The following is a 22,957-nucleotide window of genomic DNA, read 5'->3' on the forward strand; positions in this document are numbered from 1 at the left end:
GTGTGTGGGTGAATAAGTTGATATGGTCGTTGTACACCATACCACTCCGATTGCAGTCCCCTCGTTAGATCGCTGTTACCCCCAGATTTTTTTGATTCCCTTTTCCAAAGGGAAAATCCGGTGATAAACGCGACCGCTTCGCTTCTTCAATTTTTTTCTGCCCTTTTCGTTCAAAACGTGTATATATCAAATTTCATGGTTACATTTAGATTTAATATTACTGCGGTAAAAATTCGTTAGTGTAGGCTTTCGTTACATCGATCTCTTTATCCAGCAGTTTTTTGCTGAACATCCAGTCGGTGTAGTTCTTCCATACGTCTTCCTTTTGTTCACCCCAGCGCGGTGCATCATCTTTGTATTTCGGGCTGAGCCACTTTTGGCTTGCGAGTACTAATTCTTTGTCCAGGTCGGGAACAGCTTTGATCAAAATGTTCGCTGCTTCTTCAGGGTGATCAATCGCATATTGATATCCTTCAGAAGTTGCCTTTAGGAAAGCTTTCACCAGTTCGGGGTCTTTCTGAATCGTCTGTTCATTGGTCACGAGTACAGGGGTGTAGTAATCCAGCGCTTGGGCATAATCTTTTACATATAACATGTCAAGCGGTTCTCCGCGTAATTCAGCCTCAATTCCCGTCCAGGCATAGAAAATCCACGCAAAGTCGATATCCCGTTTCACAGCTGTGAAGAAGTCGGCATCGCCCATGTTAATCTTTTTGACTTTGGATACTTCAGCACCTTCGCCCTCCATAATGGATTGCATCACTGCTTCTTCCACCGGTGAACCCCAGCCGCCGTAGGTTTTACCTTCAAAGTCTTTGGGTGATTTGATCTTACGATCCACTGGAGCGGCAAAACCCGAAGTATTATGCTGAATAACTGCGGCAATCGACACAAGGGGAACATCCTGCGTACGTGCCTGAGTGACACTTTCCTGGTAACTGACGCCAAACGGCACCTCACCCGAGGCAACCATCGTATCCGCACCGCCGGCTCCTGGCTGTACAATCTCCACGTTTAAACCTGCTGCTTTATAAAAACCTTGGTTCACCGCTGCATACAGACCGGTATGATTCGTATTTGGAGTCCAGTCGAGCACGACCTTCACATCTTTCAGTGCAGTGTTGCCATCCTTATTGGTTTGCTCCGAGCCTGTTGCACCTTCCTGCTCTGCTGGAGCGGCTTCTTTGCCACCACATGCAGCTACGGTAACCAATAGCACACACATGAGTAACATTCCCATCGTTTTACGCCATTTCATTGTGATTCTCTCCTTCGTATGTCCGGCCGGATGGCGCGGGGTACTCCTTGGCTTCATATCCAATCCCTTTGCATAAATCGACGGATTTATACGTGCGGGTTCCGAATAACGTCATTTTTCTGTTTCTGCTGGCAAAAGAGAACAAAAAAAGCGCCCCGTAATCCGGGACGCGTGCAGGCGTGAGAGAGTGGCGTTCAGCTTATAGCTGTGCCGTTGCAATATACTCCGATTCCTACGCTGGCATGATCCAGATCAGGTCTAAGGGTTAGTATCTTGATGGGATACACTCTCAGCCGGCCAATTCCGACTCCCCTGGGAAACTATGAAGTTACGGGCATTACTAGGTGTAATTATAGGCCAGTGACAGGATTGTGTCTACATAAGTTGGACTAAAAATATTTTCACAGAATGTTCATTTATGTGAGGGTTGCCCGATTGTCTATAATGATCCAAGTTACAGAAAGGATGAGTATATTGCCAGTAAGCAAGAAAGAACAAGTGATTTTTGGACTTATCATGTGTACAGGAATGGTCATGGTAATGATGACCTTCAATCTATGGCATACGGGGATGTTGAGTCAGATGTCCGTGCTGCAGCTATTGCTCCAATTTGTGCTTTGTTTTGTCATTGCCTTTTTGGTGGAATCGTTTATCGTCGGACCCGTAGCGAGAAAAATTACGTTTTCCTTCTCATTTGCGAGGTCGAGTAAAATCAAAGGTGTAGTTACGATGTCCTTTTTCATGGTGATCGGCATGGTTTTGCTCATGTCTTTATATGGCATCACTACAGCTTATACTGCTGGTGGGTTAGAAGGAGAATCTGTGATTAATGCTTATCTTCATACCATTGTACGTAACTTCGGTCTGGCATTGCCGTATCAGTTAATTGTACTCGGGCCGCTAGTGCGTTATGTATTTAACAAGTTGTTCAAGGAACCAGCAGCCGTTGCGTCGGTTTAAATCATCGTATCGTTATCCATCATGACAAAAGTATTTCCTGGGCAATCCTGTGGTTTAAGAAGTTCTAGCGTAAGCGATCCAAAACAAAATACCAATAATCACAGCAGCAATAATGATCGTAGTGAAGACTCCGCTCAACCATGAACCTCGCTGGGCTTGGCGGGCAAGTTCATCTGCTCTTTGTTTGGCGGCTTCGCCCTCGGATGAATTCAGATGGTTTGGGTCCATATTCATAAAGCAATCACCCCTTGTTGTTTTAGAAGTTACTTCAATTTTACTTGATCCAGCTTTGGAAAGATACGTAAGAGGGAACTGTAACAGCTTAGGGTTTGGACGAATGGATAAAAGGAAGCTTCATTTTTTATTAAAATGGGGCATCTATCAGTTGCAATCTTGTTCTGTCTTCGTATATACTGAGAAACACAATTACAGATCGGATCATGCCGTTGAAGAGAATCCAACTCAGAGGCGTTTTCGCCAGGGAGCGAATTGAAACTATCCCAAGTTAACCGGAACCGCCCGTTATCGCGGACCAAGAGGCTGAATCAGGAGATTTGAACTGATTTGGCAAGTTGGGTGGCACCGCGAGCAGAGCGCTCCTCGTCCCAAGGGATGAGGGCGCTCTTTGTATTTTTTTAGCCAAAGGAGACGGTGACCATGTTAGAAATGAAGTGGGTTCGGGCACATGCAGAAGAGGTTCAGGCGGCGGCAGACGGGAAAAAGATCAAGGTGGATATCGCTGCGTTAATACAGCGGGATGACGAGCGCAAAGTGCTTTTGCAGCAAACGGAAGAAGCGCGTCGTCAGCGTAATACACTATCGGCTGAGATCGGGAAGCTCATGCAGTCGGGTGAGCGTGAGCAAGCGGAGAAGATGCGGGCACAGGTTAAACAATTGAATGAACAGCTGGAGCAAGAGGAAGCCAAGCTGGCGGTAATCCAGGAGGAAGTGACCAGACTGCAATGGCTGGTGCCTAATATCGTGTCGCCAGATACGCCTGTGGGCTTGTCGGATGAAGATAATGTAGAGCTACGGCGAGTGGGAGAGCTACCTGTGTTTGACTACGAGGCCAGAGATCATGTCGAGCTAGGAGAGATGCACGAACTGATCGACATTCCGCGGGGTGTGAAGATCGGTGGAACGCGAAGCTATGTATTGAAGGGGGCAGGTCTGTTGTTACACCGGGCGGTACAGCAACTTGCACTGGACCTGTTGCTGAAGCAGGGATTTACCCCGCTGGAGGTTCCGCTCATGGTCAGGGAGGATACACTGGTAAACACCGGATTTTTCCCGACAGGCCGGGATCAGGTATATGAATTGCAAGGAGAGAACAAATGGCTGGTCGGCACATCGGAAGTGCCGCTGGTTTCGTATTATGCGGATGAAGTGATTGATGTGAAAGAGCCCGTGAAGCTGGCCGCAGTGTCGACGTGTTTCCGTAGTGAAGTAGGCTCGGGTGGACGGGATGTACGAGGTCTGTACCGTGTACATCAATTTGCCAAAGTAGAACAGGTCATCCTGTGTGCGCCGGATGCGGCGGAATCGGAACGGATGTTACAGGAGATTACGGGACATGCGGAGGAATTGCTGCAACGGCTTGAATTGCCCTATCGTGTAGTGGCGGTATGTACGGGAGATATGTCGCAGAAAACGTACAAACAGTATGACATCGAAACATGGATGCCAAGCCGCGAAGCATATGGGGAAACCCATTCGTCGTCGAATTTGCATGATTTTCAGGCTCGGCGTTCGAACATTCGCTGCCGTGATAAGGAGGGCAAGTTGGTCTACTGCCATACGCTCAACAATACAGCCGTAGCTTCGCCGCGCATTTTGATCCCACTGCTGGAGAACCATCAGCAGGCAGATGGCAGTATTTATATTCCAGTAGCTTTGCGTCCATATATGGGCGGGGCCGAACGCTTGATTTTGCCAGAGCATGAGAAGGAATGAAATAGAGAATAACTTGTCATTTAACTTTAACCATCTCATGTCCGATATAAAGTATAGTAGATAGTAAAATATTAGGCGAAAAAGAAATTAAACGGTTGGATGATGGGAGAATGAGACTGGACATGGACAAGAGTCGAATCAAATGGTCGTTACGAGGTATGCTTGCTCTAATTATCGCACTCACAGTTGTTGTGCCTACCTCAGTTTGGGCAGCGTCAGGTGATGTCATTTCAATTGAGATTTCAGGTAGCAATCCGCGGAAGATGAATGTGGGAGAGACTACATCCTATCAGGTGCTTGCGACGGTGGAAGGCGCGGACCATAAACAGGATGTTACCGGGGGAGTAACCTGGTCCACTAGCAATACTGCTGTGGTGACAATCACAAAAGGTAAAGTCAAAGCGATCGCTGCAGGCGAGGCCACGATTGTTGCTCAAGTGAGCGGGGTTAAAGCACAGGTGGTTGTTCAGGTGCAGGATAAAATCAAAAGCATCAAGGCTTCACCTAATGCGTATACGTTTGTAAAAGGAAACGAAGGCACGCTTCCGAAAGTCAGCATTACGCGTGCTAATGGCAAGGAAGAGGAGGTCACATCCGATATTGTATGGACGGTGTCCAGTAACCTGGCTGTGATTGAGAACGGAAAGATCAAAGGCGTCACTCCTGGTAAAGTGATACTGCAAGGGAAGTACGGGTCGACTCTCGTTAAAGTACCGATAACGGTGACAGACACCATTAGCAAGATAGAGGTTAAGCCTGCAACAATCCAGTTAACGATCAAAAAATCTACCCCGCTTAAAGTGATGGGGACGTACTCCAGTGGCAAAACAGTCAATCTATCCAGATCTGTGATATGGACGTCATCCAATCCTGGCGTGGCAGCAGTGAAAAATGGTACGGTCAAAGGGATGAACGAAGGACAAGCCACCTTGACTGGTACGGTTCAGGGTCAGACCGTTACTGTAGAAGTCAACGTGGTACCTACGCTCCAGAAGCTGATTATGGGTCAGAAGAGTTTGGTTTTGTCTCCGCAGTCCAGCTCGGCGCTAGGGGTAATGGCTCAGTATGATACGGGGAAAACGTTGATGGTGACGGGAAGTGCGGTGTGGAGCAGCTCCAAGCCGAATGTCGCCACCGTAACGAATGGCAGAATCGTTGCTGTAGCCAAAGGTAAAACAAGCATTACCGCGAAGTGGGGCAATAAAAAAGTGACGATACCTGTGACGGTAAAATAATGTTGCTTTTTTCCACATAAGTGTTGATCAGATCGAATTGAATCCATGTATACTATGAGGGAGGCGTACTTATGCGTCTCCTTTTTTGAACATAGAATCGAGCTTCGAGGAGTGATTATGGAAATGACCGATCAGATGAACCCGGAGAATTGGCCTGCATGGGCCACGGAACCTGTAGAAGTTGTAGGAGCTAACCCCGCTTGGAGTGCGCAGGCTGAGGAAGAAATTGCGCAGTTAAGAGAGCTTTTGAAACACCTGGAAATACATACATTCGAACATATAGGGAGCACATCCATACCTGGTTTGTCTGCCAAGCCAATTATTGATCTGATGGGGAAGGTGCAGTCCTGGGATGACATGGAGCGCATTGCCGAGAAGTTGAACCCTGTAGGCTGGAACTACGTTCCGCCTGAACTGGATGGCCGGGAATACAGACGATTCTGGGTCAAAGTTAAAGATGGGAAACGAGCTGTGCATCTGCATCTCATGCGTCCAGATGAGGAACGCTGGGAGCGACAGATCCGGTTTCGGGATGCACTGAGATCTCGGCCGGATTTGGTGAAGGCCTACGCCGAACTGAAAATCAAGCTTGCAGATGAGAATAAAGACGACAGAGAATCGTATACCAGTGCCAAAACCGAATTCATCTTAAAGGTTCTGGATGGAAAGCTGTGAAAAACCAGAACAGCCAGTCCATTAAAAATAGATGGGTCTACTTCATCGCCATGATTATCACGATGGCAGCGGGACTAGCTTCAAGAACATATGGAGCCGTATTGCCTGACTGGGTTCATGAGCATTTTGGGGATGCGCTATGGGCAGGCATGATCTATTTTGGCGTACGTATGGTATTCATTCATTTGAGCCGTGCGAGAGCAGTCTGGATCAGTGTTATATCCAGTTGGGGCGTTGAATTCTCTCAAATGATTCAGGTACCTTGGCTGAACGATCTGCGTTCGACGTTGTTGGGAGCTCTGATATTGGGTCGTGGATTTCTAGTCAATGATTTAATCCGATACCTAATCGGCATATTATGTGTTTATTTTATAGACCGTTTTATCTTGACTAGATTTATACGTTTATAGAGTCAATTCATAAATAGGAGGTACGCTGAATGAATATCGATAAACTTTTTGCAGCATCCCCTGAGTTTGAAACCGAACGGTTGTACCTCAGACGTCTTACGATGGATGACCTCGATGAATATTATGCATTTGCATCTGACCCGAAAGTTAGTGAGCAAAGCTTGTGGCATTGCCATCAAAGCAAGGATGACTCCATCGGTTATCTGGAGCGAGTGCTGCGAAACTATGAGCAAAAAACGGTATATCTCTGGGCTTTTGTGCTGAAAGAAACGGGAACGCTGATTGGAAGAGGTGGCATTTTCCATCTGGATGAATTCATGCAGAGCGGGGAACTGGGGTACGCCATTGGTAGCGCCTATTGGGGCAAGGGGCTTGCCGCGGAAGCTATGCAACCTATCGTTGATTACTGCTTCGAGCAACTGGACTGTAACCGGCTGGAAGGAAAATGTAATGCGGGCAACATCGGCTCTGCGCGTGTGATGGAAAAGCTGGGCATGGTGCAGGAAGGTCTGCTACGCAAACAGTTGAAAATTAAAGGTGTGTTTACCGACCAGAAAATGTACGCCTGCATCCGGGATGATCTATAATAGTTGATTAACATGAGCTGTCTTACAGCGACCAAGGAGGAAAAACTATGATTTATAGCATTATTTCCCGTTCCGTATGGGAGGAAGTGTCCAAAGGAGACACATATGCACCAGAAAGTTTGGAAACGGACGGCTTTATTCATTGTTCCACCGCAGAGCAGATCCCGTGGGTAGCTGGACAGTATTATGCAGGACGTACCGATCTTTTGTTGCTCGGGATTGAAGAAAGAACGTTGAAGGCAGAGCTGGTCTATGAGGATTTATATGAATTAAACGAGTTATTTCCACACATCTATGGAGAGTTGAATCTGGATGCGGTAAGTAAGGTCCTGAACTTTGAACCGAATGCAGACGGCACGTTTTCTTTCCCGGCATAACTTTCTAAAATGGGGGTAAGACGGATGGACATGAATCAGGCTTTTTTGGAAACAGCGGAGAAACAGTTCCTCTACTACAAGCAGCTTGGTGAACGCGCAATGGAACAATTGGAGACGGAGCAGTTGTTTCAAACGTGGAACGAGGACACCAACAGTATTGCGGTCATTGTGAAACATCTATGGGGCAATATGCGATCCCGCTGGACGGATGTGCTGACAACGGATGGTGAGAAACCGTGGCGTGAGCGTGATGCCGAATTCGTGGGTGATTTTCATACTCGGGAAGAGTTGCTTGCTAAATGGGAAGAGGGCTGGGACTGTCTGCTGGGAGCACTGCGTTCCTTCACCCCGGATCACATGTCTCAGATCATATATATTCGGAATGAGGGCCATACCATTATGGAGGCGATGATGCGGCAGTTGGCGCATTATCCGTATCATGTGGGGCAGATTGTTCACACGGCCAAAATGTTAAAAGAAACTTCGTGGGATAGTCTTTCTATCCCCAGAAACGGGTCAAATACTTATAACGAAGGCAAGTTTTTGAAACCAAAGACCAGAAAGCATTTTACAGAGGACGAGCTTGAATGAGTTTTAGAGAAAAGAGGGATTACAAACGATGACACAAATTGCGTTGATACGTCACGGCAGTACGGCATGGAATAAAGAAAAACGTTCACAGGGACAGACAGACAATCCGCTTGATCAAGAGGGCAGAGAACAGGCGGCTTTGTTGGCGGCGAGGCTGGCGGAGGAATCCTGGGATGCCATCTACGCGAGTGACTTGGAGCGGGCAAGTGAAACGGCTCGTGTTATCGCAGATCGGCTTGGTATTCAGGAGATTCATCTCGACCCGAGATTACGTGAAATGGGTGGAGGTCAGGTGGAGGGCACAACAGAAGAGGAACGTGTCGCGAAATGGGGAGCAGATTGGAGTTTGCTCGATCTAGGAAAAGAGCACCCGGACACAGGTGCTTCCCGAGGGAAAGCGGCGCTAGAAGATATTCTCCAGCAACATCCGAATGGACGAGTCATCGTCGTGAGTCATGGGGCTGTGCTTCGTAATACACTGCGGGCACTGGTACCGGAACTGGATATCAACGTAAAGCTGGGGAACACCTCCATTACACGAATGGTGCATCGGGATCAGGCATGGCAGTGTGAATTGTACAATTGCAGTGCGCATCTGGAGTGAGGTAAAGCCATGGACACAATCTCCTATAACTGGACAGAGGACAGGTTATCTCCACTCGGAGAGCGTGGAATTGTAATACACTGCGGGGATGCGCTGTCTGAGGTGGTGCATCAGAGGGTGATGTCAGTATGTGCTCTTTTGGAAAAGGGATCTGTGACAGCTATGGTGGAGTGGGTACCTTCTTATTTGTCTGTCACATTGTTTTACGATCCTTGGATATCGTCTTATGAGGATACATGTAAGCTTCTGCTACAACATTTGCGTCAACTCAATGACGAATCTAAAGATTTGAAGTCGATTGGGATGGGGAATCTCCCTAGGATTGTGACTATTCCGGTATGTTACGGCGGAAAGTTCGGGCCGGATCTGGAATATGTGGCTAACGAACATGGCCTCACAGTAGAGGAAGTCATTGCGATCCATTCATCCGTTGATTACCTCGTACATATGATTGGATTTGCCCCCGGCTTCCCTTATTTGGGAGGGCTACCTGAACAAATAGCCACGCCACGGAGGGCAACGCCGAGGCTTCAAGTAGAGGTGGGGACGGTAGGCATAGGTGGTTCTCAGACAGGGATCTATCCGATAACGACACCAGGTGGGTGGCAGTGTATTGGACGGACACCTATCCGTCTTTTCCGTCCGGAAACGAATCCTCCAAGTCTGCTTGAAGCGGGAGACTTTGTTCGCTTCAAGCCCATTACGATGCAAGAATACTTGGAACTGGCGCGGAAGGAGGAGGAGTGATGAGTATACAGATCATTCGTCCTGGCTTGTTAACAACCGTTCAGGATGAAGGTAGAATCGGGTATCGCCGTTATGGTGTACCCGTAGGCGGTTCAATGGACATGTTCGCGGCGCGAGCAGCCAATATACTTGTCGGTAACTCTCGGCACGATGCAGTACTTGAGATCACGATGTCCGGGCCGGAACTGCAAGTACAAACCAATCAACTGGTTTCGCTATGTGGTGCAGATCTCAGTGCCACGGTAGATAGGCAGCCTGTACCTTTGTGGCGCCCCGTGCTGTTGCGGGCTGGCAGTGTATTGAAGTTTGGCGCATGCCGGCATGGCCTGCGTGCATATTTGGCGTTTGCTGGCGGGATCGATGTACCAGAAGTGATGGGTAGCCGTAGTACGGATGTTAAGACCGGGTTTGGTGGTTTTCATGGAAGGGCTCTGCGTGCGGCAGATGTCCTGGATACGGGGAGCATCCAAGATCAGGTTCGACAATGGATACGTTTTATGGAAGAACAATTAGGTGATAACAAATCCATGGTCGCTCCGGCATGGCTATTATCGGAGCGGGAGAGGCCCAACTATTACGGTAAATCTGTCATTCGAGTGATGCAAGGTCAAGACTGTGCGGAATTCAGCGCAGAGAGCCTGAATCGATTTTATACCGAAGATTACCTCATCTCTCCCCAATCTGATCGGATGGGATATCGGATGCAGGGTTCACGGCTGGAGCTGGATCGGCGATTGCATCGTTTATCCGAGGCGGTCACCTTTGGCACGGTGCAGGTACCTGCGGATGGACAGCCTATCGTATTGATGGCGGATCACCAGACCATTGGAGGATATCCTGTGATTGCACAGGTAGCTGCGGTTGATTTGCCCATTCTGGCTCAGGCCAGGCCCGGAAGTCGCGTTTCTTTTGCAGAGATTACGCATGAAGAAGCACGTGATCTCTACATAGATCGTGAGCGGAACTTAAGATTGCTGAATCAGTTGATTCGCAGGAAAATGGCAGAAATGGAGGCGGTATATTGAACACTTCTTATAGGCTGGATGTTAACTGTGATCTCGGTGAGAGTTATGGAGCCTACCAGACGATGATGAATTCCGATGATGCCATCCTGCCTCTGATCACATCGGCTAATATTGCCTGTGGATTCCATGCGGGTGATCCCTCCGTCATGCGGCTAACGGTAGAACGGGCAATTGCACATCAAGTAGCCATTGGTGCACATCCCGGGTTGCCTGATTTGCAGGGATTCGGACGACGAAATATGGAGATTACGCCTCGGGAAGCTTATGACATGGTGGTGTATCAGATTGGCGCTTTGCAGGCCTTCATCTATGCCAGTGGAGGGTGCCTGCATCATGTGAAACCACATGGAGCACTTTATAATATGGCGGCAACCAATTCGAAGCTCGCTGAGGCTATTGCCGAAGCGGTTTATAGGGTGCAACCTGAGCTTTATTTATATGGTTTGGCAGGCAGTGAGCTGATCAGGGCAGCTCAGCGAATCGGTGTTCGCGGCGTGAATGAAGTATTTGCAGATCGGACGTATACCTCTGATGGCAGATTAACGCCTCGCAGTCACGAAGGTGCTCTTATAGAACGATCTGAAAAAGCACTGGCTCAGGTGATTCGCATGGTTAAAGACGGAGTGGTCGTATCTACGGATGGAACCTTAGTTCCCATTATAGCAGATACAGTTTGCATCCATGGTGACGGCACACATGCGCTTACGTTTGCTCAAGAGATTCGTCGCATGCTGGAATCCGAGGGTGTTGCACTGACCACATATGAAGCGAGATAAAGATGGAGAATGGAGGAGTTGTACACCATGAAACACATACGGAATTCGGCCAAAGCGGTCATTGTTCAGGACGGAAGTTTGTTACTGATTCGTTTGCAAGATCAGTATGGTGATGCCTATGTTTTTCCAGGCGGTGGACAGGAGAAGGGCGAAGAACTGAAAGATGCGGTAGCACGGGAGTGTCTGGAGGAGATTGGACAGGCGGTGCAGGTAGGCAAGCTATTACATATTCGGGAATACATCGGTGCCAATCATGAGTTTGCTGAGTGGGATGCAGATATCCATCAGGTGGAGTTTTATTTCGAGTGCAGTCTTGTTGATCCCAAAGCTTCAGTCTTTGAAGGCTCTAACCCGGATGATCATCAGGTTGCTGTAGAGTGGGTTGCACTTGAGGAACTGCACAACATCCGTCTGTATCCCAAAACCATCGGTGAATTGCTGTTGAAAAAGGGAGAGCAACGCATTTACCTTGGAGACCTTAATTAAGTTAATATTCTCAAAATTGTCATGCATATGTTCTGGTTCAGGGATTCATCATAGGTGAGGCGGGTACACTATAAGTACAGGCGTATGTTAAAGGAATCGTGCTTAAATATACATCTGTACATTGTGTCATTAGGAATCTGTGTCGACTGTTAGAGACATAGATTGTATACAATTAATCTTAAAAGAATAGTTCAAAGCTTTTGGGCTTTGAACCGCTTCTACCAATGAAAGAACTGCAGAAGTAGTTAAAGGGACGAAGTCGATTCTGAAGAAGCGAGCTAATCGCGCGTTGTTTTGAATTTTTAATTCTAACTCTAAGTTTGAGGAATTGTGCGTAGTGGAGAGAACGGAATTGATTCTGAAGAAGCGAAGCGCTCGCCTTTATCACTGGATTATGTACCAATAAAAATATTTAATAATAATCCGGGGATAACAGCGATCGGAAGAACGATCCGTACTCGTAACGCTTATGCACAATTCATCAAACACTCCCCCATCCCGAAAGGAGCAACTCCCATGAACCAGAACGAATTGGAACAAAACATTGTAAAGGCTTTGGAAAATAACCCGTATTGCAGTTTCTCCACCGTAGAAAATGGCAAGCCGAAATCCCGTTATATGGCAATTTTCAATGATGGGCTGAATATTCATCTGGCAACCAACCGTCAGACGCACAAAGTAGAGGAACTGGAAAACAATCCGAATGTTAGCCTTCTGCTTGGTTACGAGGCCGGAGGTACCAAGGAAGTTGTGGAGATCGAGGGCACATGTGAGGTCACTAAAGACGAATCTTTACGTGAGCAAGTGTGGAATGATGAGTTGAAGGCATGGTTCGATGGACCTAATGATCCCAACTATGTGATCTTGGATATTACCCCTGCTCGTATAGAATATACAGGCAAAGACCATGAGCATCATGTGTGGGAACAGTAAATTCAAGCGTAGCTCCAAGGTAAACCAATCACCAAACCATCTTGGCGAATCCTCGTTGTAAGACGACGAAAACATAGAAAGATTTCAACCGTGAATGCCTGTTCTGAGGCTTCGCGGTTTTTTATTATATTCCAAAACAGCACGATATTCCGCATGATGTAACAGTGATGTAATATACGTGAATTTAAGTAATTATAACCTAACCCTTTCCTTATTTTCTGCAAAATATGTCGAAATCACGCATGAAAACGTAAATTCGACTAGTTATGTGCGGATAACGTAAAAATTAATGCTTTTCATTGTTTTAACATTACGTTATGATTTGATATGTAAATACACGCACAGATATGAATAGATGTTCATGTGAGATAAACTTACCTGAAGACACCGATGAGTGCTCATTGGATCATCAGTACGCACAACCCATGAAATCTATTATTTTCTGTGCCTGTGTTTGCGGTATTGCATGATTTAATGTACATAAACCGGGAGGGGTTATTTTTGAAGAAAAGTAAGAAGTTATTATCAAGCCTGACTGCCGCTTTCGTTGCATTTAACGTGCTTGCGGTATTTCCAGTACCTGTATCGGCTGCCGATGCGGCCAAAGTCAAATTGCGGATTATGGAAACAACGGACATTCATGACAACCTGATTAACTATGACTATTATTCAGACAAAGCGACGGATCAATATGGACTGGCCAAAACAGCTACACTGATCAAAAAGGCACGTGCGGAAGCAAAGAACAGCTTGTTGTTCGACAATGGTGACTTGATTCAGGGTAACCCGTTGGGCGACTACGTTGCAAAGATTGATCCTCTGAAAAAGGGTGAAACTCACCCTGTATATAAAGCGATGAATCTGCTCGATTATGATGCAGGCAACATCGGTAACCATGAATTCAACTATGGTCTCGATTTCCTCGACATGACATTGGAGGGAGCTAATTTCCCTTACATTAATGCCAATGTTTATGTAGACGATGGGGATCAAGATGAAACAAATGACAAAAACTATTTCACGCCATACAAAATTTTGGACAAAAAAGTAACGGATGAGAACGGCAAGGAGCATACCATTAAAGTGGGTGTGATCGGCTTTGTGCCACCGCAAATCATGCAATGGGACAGTGCTAACCTTGAAGGTAAGGTTATTGCCAAGGATATCATCGCTACTGCGAAAAAATTTGTTCCAAAGATGAAAGCCGAAGGTGCAGACATTATCGTAGCGATCCCTCACTCGGGATTCGAGGATATTCCGCAAACCGACTTGATGGAGAACTCCGTGCTGTACCTGAGCCAGGTGGAAGGCATTAATGCCATTCTGTTTGGACATGCCCACAAAGTTTTCCCTAGTGCAGACTTTAAAGGAAAAAAAGGAGTCGATCTGGAAAAGGGTACAATTAATGGTGTTCCTGCTGTAGAGCCTGGCTTCTGGGGTGATCACCTCGGAATCATTGATCTGGATCTTGAGCAAGTGGACGGCAAATGGAAAGTGGTTGATTCCAAAACAGAAGCACGTCCAATCTACGATACAGAAAACAAAAAACCGCTGGTAGATGCGGATCAGGCGATTGTAGATGCGGTTCATGACGAACATGAGGGTACACTGGAATATGTACGAGGTCCGGTTGGCGAAACGACAGCACCAATCAACAGCTTCTTCGCTCTGGTGCAGGATGATCCATCCATACAGATCGTAACCAATGCACAGAAATGGTACGTGGAGAAGAAACTGCAAGGTACTGACTATGAGAACGTTCCGGTCTTGTCTGCGGGTGCACCTTTCAAGGCAGGTGGACGTTCCGGTGCGTCGTACTACACCAACATTCCAAAAGGTACAATTGCTATCAAGAACGTGGCAGACCTTTATGTATATCCAAACACGGTTCATGCTGTCATGGTGAATGGTGCTGAGTTGAAAGAGTGGTTAGAGTGGTCGGCAGGCCAATTCAACCAGATCGATCCAGCTAAAGGCGGTCAGCAACAATTGATTAATATGGATTTCCCAACGTATAACTTTGATGTCATTGATGGTGTGACCTACCAGATTGATGTCACACAACCAGCTAAGTATGACAGCAAAGCGACAGTGGTTAATGCATCGGCCAGCCGGATCAAAAACTTGAGTTTCGAAGGCAAGCCGGTAGATCCAGCGCAAAAATTCATCGTAGCAACAAATAACTATCGTGCATCTTCATCCAAATTGGCTAACCCGGACGGTAAACGTATCGTTTTGGCTGCACCAGATGAGAACCGTCAAGTGATTATCGACTATATTCGTGAGAACAAAACGATTAACCCAACAGCAGACGGCAACTGGTCTCTGGCACCAATTAAACCTTCTGCTGGTGTAACAGCGGCAGCGCTGAATGACCTTGAGGTGGTATTTGCCTCTTCTCCAGATGCGAAGGATCTGGTGGAAGCTAATCCAGCCATGTCCTTTATTGGTACCAATAAAGATGGGTTCGCAGAGTACGGATTGAAACTGACAGGTGAGGCAACAGCAACACCAAAACCCGAACCAAGCCCGGCTCCGACACCGAAACCCGAACCAGCACCAGCGCCGACGCCAAAACCTACACCAGCACCAAAACCACAGCCGGGGAAACCCGCTACGAACCATAAAGTCGTATATGTGGTGCAAAAAGGGGACAACCTGTATCGCATCGGTTTAAAATATGGTGTGGACTGGCGTGTACTCGCCAAAACAAATAAAATCGCAAATGTGTATAACCTGAAAGTTGGACAAAAAATTGTCATTCCTGCTTCATAGAGTCTAATAAAGGGTACAGACCAAAGACTGGCAGTCAACAGACTGCTGGTCTTTTTTGTGGCAAGAAGGAATACAAATGTTTCTGTATACGTCATATAGGAAGTCACTAAAACATTAAAGATTAATTTCTAGACCCATGATATACTATTTACAAACTTTGGGTATAAAACTTGGGAACATTAATGATGTAGCTTGATAAACTGGCAAGGGGGTTCTACATGAATTGCAGTGGCTGCAGTCCAATCTATCCGATAGAGGGCCAAGGTACAGTGTACCTGCGTCCCGTCTCCCCTGCTTTGCTGGAAGCGCTGCAAACCAAGGGAAGGCATGTTGATTATTCAGAAAAGATGCTTTGGTTCCATTTTTCCGATGCACAGGACTTGCAAGATCGGATGGAAGAGATTATAGAGATGGAGAAGTTATTAGCAATTTCCTTGGCTGTTCAGTTAAAATCTGCTACCGATCCGCTCGCGGATGATCTGGAGAATGAGTGGATTAGTCTATCCATGCAGCACGCCAGAATCAAATATGCTGATATCGTTTCTACTATTTTAGAACGTCAGTTTACCAGTTATATGCAACCGATTGTAGATGCCTCAGAGTGCATTATCGGATTTGAGTTTTTGCTTCGACCAGCCGAACACGGAAGAGCATTTAGTTCCTATGAATTATTTGAAGTAGCTCGCGAAACGGGACTGCACTCGTTTCTGGATCGCACTGCTCGTATTAAGGCTATTGAAACAAGCGCTAGATATCTGCCTCGCGGTGTGAAACGTTTTGTTAATTTCCTGCCTTCCTCTATTTATAACCCTGAATATTGCCTGACACATACATTTGATGCGATAGAACGTCTCTCGCTTGATCCGAAAGATTTCGTTTTTGAAGTCGTGGAAACGGAACAGATCCAGCAACTGTCTACGTTGCAGCATATTTTTGAGGTCTATCGCTCTCGCGGTATGTCCGTAGCATTAGATGATGTAGGCGCTGGATTTTCGACGATCGAACTAATGAACCGCTTAGAGCCGGATTTTGTGAAAATTGATCGTAGCCTGATTGACTATTGTGATCAGGATGAAGTGAAACAGCGGAAGATCAAGAACATTGTTCACTTATCCAACCGATTTGGAGGCAAAGTGCTTGCCGAGGGAATCGAACGGATGGAGGAGTTTGAATTCTGCCGTTCGGTTGGGATTGAACTCGCACAAGGATATTATTTTGGTAAACCCGCAGCACAACCTCCTGATGGTCCATACTCAGGTCCATCGTACAGAGCGGCGAGATAACTGCTGTTCACCTGTAAACCTAAACACTAAGATTCAACATAACATTACAGCACAAGTCACTTTCCCTTGAAGTGGCTTGTTTGTTGTGAACTTTGTTTTTATTCAAAAAAAGCTCTTCATTAGCCGATATATAGTATAGACCAATAGAAGTTCATACATAGCTGGGAGCATGGTGACATAATACAAGGGGGAGAACCGATTGAAAGAGACTACGGAATACCAGCAAAAAAATCAGAAGAAACCCGTCAAACCTGTCAAAACAAAAGAGAATAAGAACAAAAAGAAAAGTAAAAAGAAAACTTTCGTCTGGAATATCCGAAATAAAATGCTTGTTTCGTTTTTGGTTGTTCTCCTGGTGCCAAGTTTGGCAATTGGCTTGGTATCTTTGTATATCGCGGAAGATACAGTACAAGGGCAATTGAACGATAGTGCACTTCAGAGCGTAAGTACAGCCAATAAAATTGTAGAAAGTCAGGTCAACAACAAAATTTTTGACATTAACTTCTTCTCCGATTCACTCGATGCGTCCTTGATCAAAGGAGAAAATGATAGCACGGAGCTTCAAACCAAGCTTGCTCAGTATCTGGGACTGCATCCGGATGCTTTGAATATTTTTGTAGGGTCGACAGAAGGAGTCATGGTTCGCGGCAAGCCAACAGAAAGTAGCCAGCGAGGAGAGGCATATGATCCAAGAGAGCGTGAGTGGTATAAGCTCGCGATGGATAAGCCGGGTATGGTTGCTGTTTCGCCTGTCACCAAAAATACAGATGGCGTAGCGGTTGTTTTTATCTCCAAAACGCTTAAGGATCAATCCGCTGTAATAGGCTTGTCACTTGATTTGACCAATCTACGGGATCAGGCTGCGATTAAGGTTGGTCAAGAAGGGTACGTTATAATCCTGGATAAAGATAAACATGTTGTTGTTTCTCCTGTACAAGAAGTAGGTACACAGGAAAAGAGCGGCGTGTTGGATCAGATGTATGATGGCAAGGAAGGTCAATTTGACTATGATTACGAAGGCCGTTCCAAAACCATGATTTTCTCTACGAATGAAGCAACGGGTTGGAAAATTGCAGGTACGATGTTCAAGAGTGAAGTCACCGACGCAAGTAAGGAAATAAGACTTGCTACGCTTATCGTTCTTCTGGCATCTGTGTTCCTGGCCCTTATCTTTATTATCTGGTTCACTCGTTCGTTAGTGAGCCCGATTAAACGGTTGCAGGAAAATGCAAGAGCTGTAAGTAAAGGCGACCTCACCGTAAAGATGGATAGTAAACGTAAAGATGAAGTGGGTGAACTCGCGAAGTACTTTGAACGCATGGTGGATAACTTACGCATGATGATTCTGGGTGTGCAGGAAACGGCAGAACAAGTATCTGCTTCTTCACAAGAGTTGTCTGCGAGTGCGGACCAAACAACCAAAGCCATCGAACATTCAACGATGGCGATCCAAGAACTGGCCGAAGGTGCAGAGCAACAAGTGAATAGTGTGAAGGATGGTTCTGGACAGATGAGCCGTATGGCAGATGATGTTCGTCAGATGTCAGAGCGTGTACAATCTATAACCACAGCGATGCGAAATACATCCGGGGCAGCATCTTCAGGGAATGAAGCAGCGGGAGAAGCTGTTGCACAGATGAATATCATCCAGAAAACGGTAGAACAGTTAGGAGATGTGGTGCAGTCCCTTAACGCCCGTTCGGTTGAGATCGGTAGTATGGTTGATGTCATTGCGTCCATCTCAAAACAGACTAACCTCCTTGCATTGAATGCATCGATTGAAGCAGCAAGAGCAGGGGATGCAGGACGTGGATTTGCAGTCGTAGCTGGAGAGGTACGCAAGCTGGCTGAAGAATCGGGTAGTTCCGCGGCTCAGATTGGTGAACTTGTGCATAATATTCGTCAGGACATGGACTCTGCCCTAACAGCGATGAATGCTGCCCAAAGCCGTGTCGGTGAGGGGATACAGGCTGTAAATACGTCTGGACAATCCTTCGCCCAAATCCGTGAAGCGGTGGAGGATGCCGTTCATACGCTGGATGAACTATCGGAAACGACGAAACAATTGGAGAAGGGTGCCTCCCATGTAGCTCAAACGATGACGGATATTTCGAACGTTACTCAGGAATCTGCGGCAAGCACCGAATCTGTATCGGCTTCATCGCAAGAACAACTGGCTTCTGTTGAGGAGATTGCGTCGTCTTCTGCACATTTGAATAGTATGGCTGAACAGTTACAGGGATTGCTGGGTATGTTCAAAATGATGGATGATCCCGCAAAAGATAATAGCAAAAAATAAATATAGACATTCCTCTTGCGTCCCTGTATAAATATATCGTCTGGTTCTTACGGGCAATTGTACAGGACAGCAGGAGGAACTATGGTATATATAGCAATATTAATATTTGTTTTGACCATCACGATGGTGATCTGGCAGCCTCGTGGCATCGGGATTGGCTGGAGCGCTTCAGGGGGAGCAATCCTTGCCCTGGCAGCAGGGGTAGTTAGTTTCAATGATGCTTCGGATGTGGCCTCAATTGTATGGAATGCTACGCTGGCCTTTGTTGGCATTATTATGATTTCTTTGATTTTGGACGAGACTGGATTCTTCGAGTGGGCTGCCCTTCATATGGCACGTCTGGCCGGAGGTAACGGACGTAAATTATTCCTTTATTCTATTTTACTGGGAGCCGCGGTGTCTGCTTTGTTTGCCAACGATGGCGCTGCGCTGATCCTGACACCGATTGTTCTCGCAATGGTTCGTGCTTTAAAGTTTGACGAGCGCATGGTGTTGGCATTTGTCATGGCAAGTGGTTTCATCGCGGATACGACCTCATTGCCACTCGTGGTCAGCAATCTGGTAAACATTGTGTCTGCCGATTTCTTTGGCATCACGTTTGTAGAGTATGCGGTGCGTATGTTTGTGCCCAACCTGTTCTCTATTGCAGCGAGTACGGCGATGCTGTTTTTGTTTTATCGTAAAAGCATCCCGCAGACGTATGATGTCACGGCCGCTCGTGACCCCAAGGAAGCCATCCGTGATCCCCGGGTGTTCAAGATTGCATGGTTTATGCTGGGGCTGTTGCTTGTAGCTTACTCCTCCAGTGAATTTCTGCCGATTCCCGTCTCCATTATTGTAGGTGCGGTGGCCTTGCTATTCGGTATACTTGCACGCAAGAGTGAAGCGGTGGATTTGAAAAGGGTGGTTAAGGAAGCACCTTGGTCTATTGTTGTCTTCTCGGTAGGGATGTACATTGTTGTTTATGGTTTACGTAATGCGGGATTAACGGATTATCTAAGCAGCTGGCTTGATGCTATAGCGAATTATGGTCTGTTCGCAGCATCACTAGGGATGGGCCTGATCGCTGCGGTACTATCATCCGTAATGAACAATCTACCAACGGTATTAATCAATTTGCTTGCCATTCAGGGGGCACACACGGAGGGTATTGTTAAGGAAGCCATGATCTATGCTAATGTCATTGGCTCTGATCTGGGTCCAAAGATGACGCCAATCGGATCACTGGCAACCTTGTTATGGCTGCATGTATTGTCTCGCAAGGGCGTTAAGATTACATGGGGATATTATTTCAAGGCAGGCATTATTCTAACCATTCCAACGTTGTTGATTACATTGGCCGGTTTAGCATTATGGCTGTGGATCTTGGGATAAAAATAAGCAGTGAGTTTAAAATGGTTAAAATAGTTATGATTTAAAAAGGCTATTCTTAACGGGTGTGTTAACCACATCTGTTGAGAAGGCCTTTTTTTGTTTGCAATCATAAATACCTTGTCCGTTCCTCTCTTACATAAACTCGCCTTTGTCTCCGAATGTTTACATATGAAAAATGAAATCCATAACGATTTGGAGACAACAGCGATCGGAAGAATGATCCGTAACCGGAACGCCCAGCACGGAGTGGTTCTTTTACTGCCCTCAGCCTTAGCTAGGAATATAAATGTTTTAGAAACAGATGAGCGCTGACACAGCGGAGGGAACGGAACGATTGTGGAAAAGCGGAGCGTTCGCCTTTATCCCCGGATATATTCCTCTTAAATATACAATCAAATATATCCGGGGGTAACAGCGATTGAAACAACGTCCGTTCCCGAAGCGACCACCAGCGATTCTAAAGTAGGTTTCGTATTTTATCCCTAGCCCATATTTTTAACATTGCGTTTACAAAACATTGATTTTCAGATGACATACCGAAACTACAATGATAAAAGAGTTGATGGTGATCACACAAATTCACAAAACGCCATCACTACATTGGGGGAGGAAAACAAAAAATGTTTAAAAAGTTGCCGTTTATTTTGATGACCTTAACGTTCGTACTGGTGCTTGCAGCATGCGGATCGAAAAACGACGCAGGTACTACAGATGGTGCCGCAAGTAATGGATCAGGAGAAAATACTGCTGCTGAACTCAGCGGTAACATTCTGGCTGTTGGATCAACAGCACTGCAGCCTCTGGTAGAGCAAGCTGGACAAAAATTTATGGCAGTTGATCAATATAAGAACGTAATGGTACAAGTGCAAGGCGGCGGTAGTGGTACGGGTCTGACACAAGTGTCTGAAGGACAAGCAACAATCGGTAACTCTGACGTATTTGCTGAAGAGAAGTTGAAAGATGAAGCAAAAGCAAAAGAACTGGTTGACCATCAAGTAGCAGTTGTAGCGATTGCACCAGTAAGCAACAAAGATGCGGGTGTAACGGATCTGACGAAAGAACAACTGGTAGATATTTTCTCCGGTAAAATCACGAACTGGAAAGATGTTGGCGGTAAAGATCAAGCTATCGTTATCGTGAACCGTCCAGGTAGCTCCGGTACGCGTGCAACTTTCGAGAACTTCGCGCTGGGAACAAAAGTAGAAGATATTCAGGGTTCGATCCAAGAAGATTCCTCCGGTACAGTTAAGAAACTGGTATCTGAGACTCCGGGAGCAATTGGTTACTTGGCTCTGTCTTACCTGGATGACAGCTTGCAAGTTCTGAAATACGGCGGTGTTGAAGCTACAGTTGAAAATGTGGAAGCAGGAACGTATCCAGTATGGGCTTACCAACACATGTATACAAAAGGTGAGCCGGATGCAGCAACAAAAGCATTCCTCGACTACATGCTGAGCGATGAAGTTCAACAAAATGACGTTAAGGAACTGGGCTACATTCCGGTATCCGGCATGAAAGTAAAACGCGATGCAGCAGGTAATGTAACTCAGTAACATTCTTTGAACTTGCGCATACAGCGAAAGAGGCGGACCCAGGTCCTGCCTCTTTGCGCGGTTTGCTCAGGAATTATCCCATATTTTGCACTAATTCTACTATAGAAGGATGGTTGTTATGGAACAGACCGAAGGGGGAACGGTAATGAACAATAAACTGAAACCACGCCGGCCCTTGAGAGAGAAACATTACTGGGAAGAATGGACGGGACGGATCTACACGTCGATATGTGTCGTTTTCCTGATCGTTGTCATGTTTTCCATCGTATATTTTGTCGCATCCAAAGGATTGTCTACCTTTTTCCAGGATGGCGTGAGCGTGCGTGAGTTCATATTCGGGAAAACGTGGAATCCAACAGGCGAGCCTGGCGTTTATGGTGCATTACCGTTTATCACGGGTTCCTTTACAACCACCTTGCTTGCTGCATTGATTGCGAGTCCGCTTAGTCTGTGTGCAGCGCTCTTTATGACCGAGATTGTACCGGGTAAAGGTAAAAAGATTTTGCAACCAGCAATTGAATTACTTTCCGGTATTCCATCCGTTGTGTACGGATTTATCGGTTTGAGCGTAATTGTTCCTATGTTGCGTAGTGTTTTCGGAGGAGCAGGAATCGGGATTGCAGCCGGATGTCTTGTTTTGTCCGTCATGATACTGCCTACTGTAACGAGTATTATGGCAGATGCATTGTCTGCTTTGCCTAAAGGTTTGCGTGAATCTTCTTATGCACTTGGTGCGACACGTTGGCAAACGATTTATCGTGTAATCATTCCAACGGTGCTGCCTGCACTACTGACAGGTATAGTCCTCGGTATGGCTCGCGCATTTGGTGAAGCGCTGGCTGTGCAGATGGTTATTGGTAATGCACCGCATGTACCGACATCCCTGCTTGAATCGGCATCAACATTAACAAGTGTAATCACCCTGAGCATGGGTAACACCACGATGGGATCAGTTCATAACAACGCATTGTGGAGCATGGCGCTTGTCCTGTTGGTAATGACCTTTGTCTTTGTCATTCTGGTTCGCCTGCTTGAAAGGAGGAACCGGGTATGAGA

22 protein-coding genes and 1 riboswitch are annotated in these 22,957 nt (G+C 46.4%); of the genes, 20 read left to right on the top strand and 2 right to left on the bottom strand.

Annotation, left to right across the window (positions count from 1 at the left end):
- Window positions 1-217: 217 nt before the first annotated feature.
- Window positions 218-1,258 (bottom strand): ABC transporter substrate-binding protein, encoded by a 1,041-nt coding sequence (locus tag M3629_RS20155; protein WP_251509764.1) that lies wholly within the window; start codon window positions 1,256-1,258, stop codon window positions 218-220.
- A gap of 211 nt (window positions 1,259-1,469) precedes the next feature.
- A riboswitch (TPP riboswitch) is annotated at window positions 1,470-1,582 on the bottom strand.
- Window positions 1,583-1,723: 141 nt separating this feature from the next.
- Between M3629_RS20155 and M3629_RS20160 the strand changes: the two genes are divergently transcribed.
- Window positions 1,724-2,218, top strand: coding sequence for a hypothetical protein (locus tag M3629_RS20160; protein WP_251509862.1), 495 nt, complete (start codon window positions 1,724-1,726; stop codon window positions 2,216-2,218).
- A 54-nt stretch (window positions 2,219-2,272) separates the two neighbouring features.
- Here M3629_RS20160 and M3629_RS20165 read toward each other — a convergent pair whose 3' ends face one another.
- Window positions 2,273-2,452 carry a hypothetical protein gene (locus M3629_RS20165; protein ID WP_154984922.1) on the bottom strand — a complete coding sequence of 60 codons (180 nt, stop codon included), beginning with the start codon at window positions 2,450-2,452 and terminating at the stop codon, window positions 2,273-2,275.
- Between the two features lie 423 nt (window positions 2,453-2,875).
- On the opposite strand from M3629_RS20165, the gene serS reads away from it, so the two are divergent.
- From serS to pstC, 19 genes are all read left to right on the top strand, one after another.
- Window positions 2,876-4,171 (top strand): serine--tRNA ligase, encoded by a 1,296-nt coding sequence (gene serS, locus M3629_RS20170; protein WP_251509765.1) that lies wholly within the window; start codon window positions 2,876-2,878, stop codon window positions 4,169-4,171.
- Window positions 4,172-4,281: 110 nt separating this feature from the next.
- A complete protein-coding gene (locus M3629_RS20175) occupies window positions 4,282-5,406 on the top strand; it encodes an Ig-like domain-containing protein (protein WP_251509766.1) in 1,125 nt (374 codons plus the stop codon).
- Window positions 5,407-5,529: 123 nt separating this feature from the next.
- The gene (locus M3629_RS20180) at window positions 5,530-6,081 is read left to right on the top strand and encodes a GrpB family protein (protein WP_251509767.1); all 552 of its coding nucleotides are present in this window, start codon (window positions 5,530-5,532) and stop codon (window positions 6,079-6,081) included.
- Complete coding sequence (locus M3629_RS20185; RefSeq protein ID WP_251509768.1) at window positions 6,078-6,491, top strand: DUF2809 domain-containing protein; 414 nt, start codon at window positions 6,078-6,080, stop codon at window positions 6,489-6,491. The genes M3629_RS20180 and M3629_RS20185 overlap by 4 nt, the downstream gene beginning before the upstream one ends.
- A gap of 29 nt (window positions 6,492-6,520) precedes the next feature.
- The gene (locus M3629_RS20190; RefSeq protein ID WP_251509769.1) at window positions 6,521-7,078 is read left to right on the top strand and encodes a GNAT family N-acetyltransferase; all 558 of its coding nucleotides are present in this window, start codon (window positions 6,521-6,523) and stop codon (window positions 7,076-7,078) included.
- Between the two features lie 47 nt (window positions 7,079-7,125).
- Window positions 7,126-7,455 (top strand): DUF952 domain-containing protein, encoded by a 330-nt coding sequence (locus tag M3629_RS20195; RefSeq protein ID WP_090918766.1) that lies wholly within the window; start codon window positions 7,126-7,128, stop codon window positions 7,453-7,455.
- Window positions 7,456-7,479: 24 nt separating this feature from the next.
- Window positions 7,480-8,046 (top strand): DUF1572 family protein, encoded by a 567-nt coding sequence (locus M3629_RS20200; RefSeq protein ID WP_251509770.1) that lies wholly within the window; start codon window positions 7,480-7,482, stop codon window positions 8,044-8,046.
- Between the two features lie 28 nt (window positions 8,047-8,074).
- Window positions 8,075-8,650: a histidine phosphatase family protein gene (locus M3629_RS20205; RefSeq protein WP_251509771.1), complete on the top strand. Its 576-nt coding sequence runs from the start codon at window positions 8,075-8,077 to the stop codon at window positions 8,648-8,650.
- Window positions 8,651-8,659: 9 nt separating this feature from the next.
- Window positions 8,660-9,397 (top strand): 5-oxoprolinase subunit PxpB, encoded by a 738-nt coding sequence (pxpB, locus tag M3629_RS20210; protein WP_251509772.1) that lies wholly within the window; start codon window positions 8,660-8,662, stop codon window positions 9,395-9,397.
- Window positions 9,397-10,422 (top strand): biotin-dependent carboxyltransferase family protein, encoded by a 1,026-nt coding sequence (locus M3629_RS20215; RefSeq protein WP_251509773.1) that lies wholly within the window; start codon window positions 9,397-9,399, stop codon window positions 10,420-10,422. The genes pxpB and M3629_RS20215 overlap by 1 nt, the downstream gene beginning before the upstream one ends.
- Complete coding sequence (locus M3629_RS20220; RefSeq protein WP_285888943.1) at window positions 10,419-11,198, top strand: LamB/YcsF family protein; 780 nt, start codon at window positions 10,419-10,421, stop codon at window positions 11,196-11,198. The genes M3629_RS20215 and M3629_RS20220 overlap by 4 nt, the downstream gene beginning before the upstream one ends.
- Before the next feature lie 27 nt (window positions 11,199-11,225).
- Window positions 11,226-11,684 (top strand): NUDIX domain-containing protein, encoded by a 459-nt coding sequence (locus tag M3629_RS20225; protein WP_251509774.1) that lies wholly within the window; start codon window positions 11,226-11,228, stop codon window positions 11,682-11,684.
- 516 nt (window positions 11,685-12,200) lie between these two features.
- Window positions 12,201-12,617: a pyridoxamine 5'-phosphate oxidase family protein gene (locus M3629_RS20230; protein ID WP_251509775.1), complete on the top strand. Its 417-nt coding sequence runs from the start codon at window positions 12,201-12,203 to the stop codon at window positions 12,615-12,617.
- Window positions 12,618-13,118: 501 nt separating this feature from the next.
- A complete protein-coding gene (locus M3629_RS20235) occupies window positions 13,119-15,392 on the top strand; it encodes a bifunctional 2',3'-cyclic-nucleotide 2'-phosphodiesterase/3'-nucleotidase (protein WP_251509776.1) in 2,274 nt (757 codons plus the stop codon).
- Between the two features lie 218 nt (window positions 15,393-15,610).
- Window positions 15,611-16,675 carry an EAL domain-containing protein gene (locus M3629_RS20240; protein WP_251509777.1) on the top strand — a complete coding sequence of 355 codons (1,065 nt, stop codon included), beginning with the start codon at window positions 15,611-15,613 and terminating at the stop codon, window positions 16,673-16,675.
- Window positions 16,676-16,874: 199 nt separating this feature from the next.
- The gene (locus M3629_RS20245; RefSeq protein ID WP_251509778.1) at window positions 16,875-18,974 is read left to right on the top strand and encodes a methyl-accepting chemotaxis protein; all 2,100 of its coding nucleotides are present in this window, start codon (window positions 16,875-16,877) and stop codon (window positions 18,972-18,974) included.
- Between the two features lie 81 nt (window positions 18,975-19,055).
- Window positions 19,056-20,348, top strand: a complete 1,293-nt coding sequence (locus M3629_RS20250; RefSeq protein ID WP_251509779.1) for an arsenic transporter — start codon at window positions 19,056-19,058, stop codon at window positions 20,346-20,348.
- A 620-nt stretch (window positions 20,349-20,968) separates the two neighbouring features.
- Window positions 20,969-21,901 (top strand): phosphate ABC transporter substrate-binding protein, encoded by a 933-nt coding sequence (locus M3629_RS20255; RefSeq protein ID WP_145334049.1) that lies wholly within the window; start codon window positions 20,969-20,971, stop codon window positions 21,899-21,901.
- Window positions 21,902-22,046: 145 nt separating this feature from the next.
- Window positions 22,047-22,955 (top strand): phosphate ABC transporter permease subunit PstC, encoded by a 909-nt coding sequence (gene pstC, locus M3629_RS20260; RefSeq protein WP_251509780.1) that lies wholly within the window; start codon window positions 22,047-22,049, stop codon window positions 22,953-22,955.
- The last annotated feature ends 2 nt before the right edge of the window (window positions 22,956-22,957 follow it).

Origin of the sequence: Paenibacillus polysaccharolyticus (assembly GCF_023714295.1) — a bacterium.
Classification (GTDB): Bacteria; Bacillota; Bacilli; order Paenibacillales; family Paenibacillaceae; genus Paenibacillus; species Paenibacillus polysaccharolyticus_A.

Bases quoted from the DNA above. Each gene is read 5' to 3' on its own strand.
- M3629_RS20200 (WP_251509770.1), top strand. From the start codon at position 7,480: ATGGACATGAATCAGGCTTTTTTGGAAACAGCGGAGAAACAGTTCCTC.
- M3629_RS20250 (WP_251509779.1), top strand. From the start codon at position 19,056: ATGGTATATATAGCAATATTAATATTTGTTTTGACCATCACGATGGTG.
- M3629_RS20190 (WP_251509769.1), top strand. From the start codon at position 6,521: ATGAATATCGATAAACTTTTTGCAGCATCCCCTGAGTTTGAAACCGAA.
- M3629_RS20230 (WP_251509775.1), top strand. From the start codon at position 12,201: ATGAACCAGAACGAATTGGAACAAAACATTGTAAAGGCTTTGGAAAAT.
- M3629_RS20215 (WP_251509773.1), top strand. From the start codon at position 9,397: ATGAGTATACAGATCATTCGTCCTGGCTTGTTAACAACCGTTCAGGAT.
- M3629_RS20165 (WP_154984922.1), bottom strand. From the start codon at position 2,452: ATGAATATGGACCCAAACCATCTGAATTCATCCGAGGGCGAAGCCGCC.
- M3629_RS20175 (WP_251509766.1), top strand. From the start codon at position 4,282: ATGAGACTGGACATGGACAAGAGTCGAATCAAATGGTCGTTACGAGGT.
- M3629_RS20180 (WP_251509767.1), top strand. From the start codon at position 5,530: ATGACCGATCAGATGAACCCGGAGAATTGGCCTGCATGGGCCACGGAA.
- M3629_RS20160 (WP_251509862.1), top strand. From the start codon at position 1,724: ATGAGTATATTGCCAGTAAGCAAGAAAGAACAAGTGATTTTTGGACTT.
- M3629_RS20240 (WP_251509777.1), top strand. From the start codon at position 15,611: ATGAATTGCAGTGGCTGCAGTCCAATCTATCCGATAGAGGGCCAAGGT.
- M3629_RS20225 (WP_251509774.1), top strand. From the start codon at position 11,226: ATGAAACACATACGGAATTCGGCCAAAGCGGTCATTGTTCAGGACGGA.
- pxpB (WP_251509772.1), top strand. From the start codon at position 8,660: ATGGACACAATCTCCTATAACTGGACAGAGGACAGGTTATCTCCACTC.
- M3629_RS20155 (WP_251509764.1), bottom strand. From the start codon at position 1,258: ATGAAATGGCGTAAAACGATGGGAATGTTACTCATGTGTGTGCTATTG.
- serS (WP_251509765.1), top strand. From the start codon at position 2,876: ATGTTAGAAATGAAGTGGGTTCGGGCACATGCAGAAGAGGTTCAGGCG.
- M3629_RS20205 (WP_251509771.1), top strand. From the start codon at position 8,075: ATGACACAAATTGCGTTGATACGTCACGGCAGTACGGCATGGAATAAA.
- pstC (WP_251509780.1), top strand. From the start codon at position 22,047: ATGAACAATAAACTGAAACCACGCCGGCCCTTGAGAGAGAAACATTAC.
- M3629_RS20255 (WP_145334049.1), top strand. From the start codon at position 20,969: ATGTTTAAAAAGTTGCCGTTTATTTTGATGACCTTAACGTTCGTACTG.
- M3629_RS20195 (WP_090918766.1), top strand. From the start codon at position 7,126: ATGATTTATAGCATTATTTCCCGTTCCGTATGGGAGGAAGTGTCCAAA.